The following is a 4,738-nucleotide window of genomic DNA, read 5'->3' as shown; positions in this document are numbered from 1 at the left end:
CCCGGAAAACCGCCGGTCAGTCTCGAGATTCGTCGCGTTCTAATGGCTAAAGCCATAAGAACGTTTCACCCCGGCCGTGGTTACCATTCCGACCCCACACGCCTCCGCTCACCGGTCCGTCCGACGCGGTCTGACTCCACTACGCCAACAACGGGCACAATCGCACCGTCCGATCGGTCAGCTCCGCTTACAAATGTTGCTGCCATTGCCCCATTTGGTCGATGAAGCGCTTCGCCCGCGGCGTGGCGCCCACCATGTCGTCGTAGATGCGGTCCAGCAGCACCCGTAATTCTCGCCGCGTGGTTGGCGCCACGTTTACCTGGCCCAGCCGCGATAACGGTACCGTGGCAAACAGCCGGAGTAGGTAGATGGCCTTTGCGGAGGCGTGATACCGGCGCCCGTCTAGCTCCCAGTGGTCGCGACACAGCAAACCACCGTACTTTTCCGAAAAGTCGAGTGGTAGGTCCGTCCGGTGACAAACAACGCAATCCTCCCAGTGTGGTGCCACGCCAAACGCCGCCAGTAACTGCACCTCCGCAATGTTGGTGAGGATGGCCGCGTCTACGCCCTCGTCGATGCGCCGCAACGCACTGGCCGCAAAGTCAAACCACTGCGGAATCGGCTCACCGTCGGGATAGGCCATGTCGATGAGCGCCAAAATGTACGTGGCATATGCGTCCGTTTCAATATCGGCGCTGATGTGGGGATGGGCGCTGAGGTCGGCCGCCTGCCGGATAAACGACAGGCCGTCAGCCCGCACGGTACCCTCGTAGGTGGCACTGGTGAAGGCAGAATAGCCGCGGCGAGTTTGAACCCAGGTTTACGCGCCCGGTTAAACATGAACATTTTGGTGCCAAACCGGTCCGTCAGTATCTTAACCAACAGGTCGGACTCGCGATATGCCTGTCGACTAATCACAATACCCCGAAATTTTTCCGGTGCACTTTGCATTGACCACCCCTCCTCTCAGTCTTGGCCCGTTGAAAAAGGTGCCCAGTTCACCATGCACATGCTGGTCAACATCAGACACCATTAGACGACCGTGCGTAAACACGGTCACCATTCCTTAATTACGTAAATCCTTTTTGTTGTACCCTAGGGTCTTCAGGTACGCGTTATTGTCGCGCCAATCCTTCTGGACCTTAACCCACAACTTCAGGTTGACCGGTTCGCCCAGTAGCGCCTCGATGTCCTGCCGGGACTTAATCCCGATTTGTTTCAGCATCGCGCCACCTTTGCCAATAATGATACCCTTTTGTCCGGAACGTTCTACGAAGATGGTAGCCTCAATTTGGAGCTTACCACCCTCGTAATCCTTCATGCGTTCAACGACCACCGCCGTAGCGTGAGGAACTTCGTCGTGGACAAGAGTCAAAATCTTTTCCCGAATCAGTTCGCCCACCACAAAGTATTCGGGGTGGTCAGTTAATTCGTCGTCAGGATAATACTGCGGTCCCTCCGGCAGTTCCGCGGTTAACTGGGTCAGCAACTCGTCAACGTTATTGCCTTCGGTCGCCGAGATGGGGAACACTTGGGCAAAGTCGTACATACCATTGTACTTCTCAATCAACGGCAACAGATCATCTGGGTGCACGGCGTCAATTTTGTTCACCAGCAGGTAAACTGGTTTAGTGACATGTTCAAGCTGGTCAATAATCCACTGGTCACCTTTGCCTGGCTGTTCGTCAGCAGCAATCATGAACAGAATGGCATCGACCTGGTTCAGCGTCGATAATGCAGCCTGGTCCATGTAGTCATCCAACGCGTTCTGTGGCTTGTGAATCCCGGGGGTATCAACGAAGACAATCTGTACGTCAGGCGCAGTGTAAATACCGTTGATCTTGTTACGCGTGGTTTGCGCCTTAGGTGACATGATGGCCACCTTTTCACCTAAGATTCGGTTCATGAAGGTGGATTTACCCACGTTCGGCCGACCAATAATTGCGACAAATCCAGAATGGTGTTCAGTCATGGTCCATATCCCCCTTGGTGAAGTAACCCGGTAGCAATGCGCCCACGGTGGTCGTGTCAATGCGACCCTGCAGGTTGGCGAGAAATACTGGCGTGTCCGCGTCGGCAAATTCCGTCATGACTTGGCGGCATGCCCCGCATGGCGAGACGCCCGTTTCCGTGTCGGCGATGACCGCGATAGCGGCGAGATGTCGCTCACCCGCACTGGCCGCCGCAAAGATGGCGTTACGTTCGGCGCACATGGTCAACCCGAAGGACGCGTTCTCGATGTTGGCGCCACGGTAATGTTGCCCGTCGTCGGTGACCACGGCCGCCCCCACATTAAAGTGTGAATATGGCGTGTACGCGTGTTCGCGAGCTGCTTTAGCCTCATTCACTAACTGTTCAATCTGTGTTTTATCCATCAATTTCCCTCTACCGTTCCAAGCCGAAGGCCGATAAAATCTTTTCCTGCAACGGGATCATGACCGCCTCGTCCTCAGGCTGAATATGATCATACCCATTTAGGTGCAGGAATCCGTGAACGACGGTGTAGCCGAGCTCACGCTGGAAGCTGTGCCCATAATCGGCCGCCTGTTCGCGCACCTTACCGGGGGCGATGAAGAGGTCGCCAATATTCTCCGGGATCCCTCAAAGCCGCTCAACTGTTCCTTATCACCATCCTCAATCGCAAAGCTGATGACGTCGGTTACGCGGTCCGTATCGCGGTACTCACGGTTAATGCGGCGAATTTCCTCATCACTGACAATGGTAATCGACATTTCGGTATCGGGTGCCGAGTGTAATTGCTCCGCGGCAAAGTCAACCAAGCGCGGCACAAGGGCTGCGTCCTCATCAGTTAATAAATGGTCTTCATCAAAAAAAGCTTAGATCCATGCTGTCTCCTTATTCATCGGTCGGTTTCTTTGTCGCTGCATCTTTGCGGTCTTCGCGCTGCTCTGCCTGTTTGGCCGCCTGCTTACTGCCCGGCCCGTTGGTACCGCGGTCATAGGCGGCGATGATATCGGCAACTACGGGGTTGCGCACCACGTCGTCCGTGCCAAAGTGGACAAACCGGATGTGTGGAACCCGCGTCAAAATCTGCTCAGCCTGAATCAGACCGCTGCGGCCCTTGCTGGGTAAATCAATTTGCGAAACATCACCGTTTACAATCATCTTGGAATTAAAACCCAAACGCGTGAGGAACATCTTCATCTGCATTTGGGTGGTGTTTTGCGCCTCATCCAGAATTGCAAAGGCGGAATCCAACGTGCGCCCACGCATATAGGCTAGCGGAGCAATCTCAATGACCCCGCGCTCCATCAAACGGTTGGTGTGCTCCGTGCCCAGAACGGCGTGAAGTGCGTCATAAATAGGCCGCAGGTACGGGTCGACCTTTTCCTTGAGGTCGCCGGGTAGGAAACCAAGATTTTCGCCCGCCTCAACTGCCGGTCGCGTCACGATGATGCGCTCGACCTCACCCGCTTTAAGTGCTGCCACGGCCATGACGACGGCCAGGAAGGTTTTACCAGTACCAGCAGGGCCGATACCAAACGTGACCGCATTGTGTTTGATGGCGTCAACGTACTGACGCTGGCCAAAGGTTTTGACCCGGATAGCTTTGCCCTTGGTGTCCTTAATCAGCGATTCCGTGTACAAATCCGCAAAGTACTCCAAGGTGCCCTTCTGCGCCATTTTGACCGCACTGACTACGTCCTGTCCGGATGGCTGGATGCCCTGCTGTTGCAACGACAAAAGCGCCGTCGACACTTGATAAGCGGCGCTAGTATCCGCACTACTCCCGGTAATGCGGATGTCCTGGCCAATCACGGCCATGTCCACGTTCAGGCCTTCCTGAATCACGGTAAGGTTTGAGTTGTTTACGCCAATCAGGTTAATCATCTGATCGACCGACTCAATAGATAATGTTTTCGTAACTGAGTCCGTTGCCAAGAACACGCCCCCTGAAATTGTTTATCACCAGTTTACCACAGTTAGCGGTGTCGCAAACCGTTCTACTTACTGCCAGTATGCAAAAGAGGTGCTGGTTGTTCGCCAACACCCCTGCTTACCGTCGCCACTAGTTAGTTCAACTTTTCCTTCACTAACCGGCTGACAACGGCTCCATCTGCCTTGCCCTTAACCTTAGGCATTACCGCCTTCATGACCAGGCCGAACTGCTTGGCGCTAGTCGCGCCGGTACTGCTGATGGCCTCGTCCACAATGGCACCCACCTCTTCGTCAGATAGTGGTTGTGGCAAGTACCGCTGTACAATCGTAATTTCCTGGTTGGTTTCATCAGCTAAGTCCTGACGACCGCCCTTAGTGAATTCTTCCAGGGATTCCTTACGCTGCTTGAGTTGCGTGGATAAAACTGCAACCTCTTCGTCTTCACTCAAATCATGACCAGCCTGAATCTTTGCGTTAGTCAAGGCGCTTTTAAGTGAACGCACCACGTTCAGCGCAATCTTGTCGTGCGCCTTCATTGCCGTTTTGAGGTCTTCCATTAACGTTTCGTTGAGAGCCATCTTCATAACCATCCTTTAAACATATTTAGTGCAGAGCACACTGCGTTTATTAACCAAAGACTACTTTAACACTGTTCGCGTACAGTCACCAAGGTTGCATTTACTGCAGCTTGCGGTGGGGGCTGCTAGGCGATAGTGTGCGGTTATGAACGCGCGTGGGTTTGGGGACTGCGGCTTACGTGCCTGCGCCGTAGGCTGATACGGTAGTGGTTCACGGCTGCGTCGGTCGGACCGGTGAACTACGGCTTACGTGGGGCGCT

At 54.3% G+C, this 4,738-nt stretch carries 4 protein-coding genes and 2 pseudogenes; all 6 read right to left on the bottom strand.

What is annotated here, in order from left to right:
• Nucleotides 1-187: 187 nt before the first annotated feature.
• Nucleotides 188-951, bottom strand: a pseudogene (gene recO, locus JCM12539_RS12250) (DNA repair protein RecO).
• Nucleotides 952-1,066: 115 nt separating this feature from the next.
• Nucleotides 1,067-1,972, bottom strand: a complete 906-nt coding sequence (era, locus tag JCM12539_RS12245; protein WP_054651806.1) for a GTPase Era — start codon at nt 1,970-1,972, stop codon at nt 1,067-1,069.
• Nucleotides 1,965-2,375 carry a cytidine deaminase gene (locus JCM12539_RS12240; RefSeq protein ID WP_054651804.1) on the bottom strand — a complete coding sequence of 137 codons (411 nt, stop codon included), beginning with the start codon at nt 2,373-2,375 and terminating at the stop codon, nt 1,965-1,967. Before JCM12539_RS12240 ends, era begins: the two co-directional genes overlap by 8 nt.
• A 10-nt stretch (nt 2,376-2,385) precedes the next feature.
• Nucleotides 2,386-2,789: pseudogene (gene ybeY / locus JCM12539_RS12235) on the bottom strand (rRNA maturation RNase YbeY).
• Between the two features lie 67 nt (nt 2,790-2,856).
• Complete coding sequence (locus JCM12539_RS12230) at nt 2,857-3,903, bottom strand: PhoH family protein (protein WP_082405530.1); 1,047 nt, start codon at nt 3,901-3,903, stop codon at nt 2,857-2,859.
• Between the two features lie 131 nt (nt 3,904-4,034).
• On the bottom strand, nt 4,035-4,478 hold the full coding sequence (locus JCM12539_RS12225; RefSeq protein ID WP_054651802.1) for a GatB/YqeY domain-containing protein: 444 nt from the start codon (nt 4,476-4,478) through the stop codon (nt 4,035-4,037).
• Between the last annotated feature and the right edge of the window lie 260 nt (nt 4,479-4,738).

The organism is Lacticaseibacillus pantheris DSM 15945 = JCM 12539 = NBRC 106106 (genome assembly GCF_001311175.1).
GTDB classification, from domain to species: domain Bacteria; phylum Bacillota; class Bacilli; order Lactobacillales; family Lactobacillaceae; genus Lacticaseibacillus; species Lacticaseibacillus pantheris.
The sequence above is the reverse complement of the archived record's forward strand: the minus strand, read 5'-3'. Positions and strand labels throughout refer to the sequence as shown.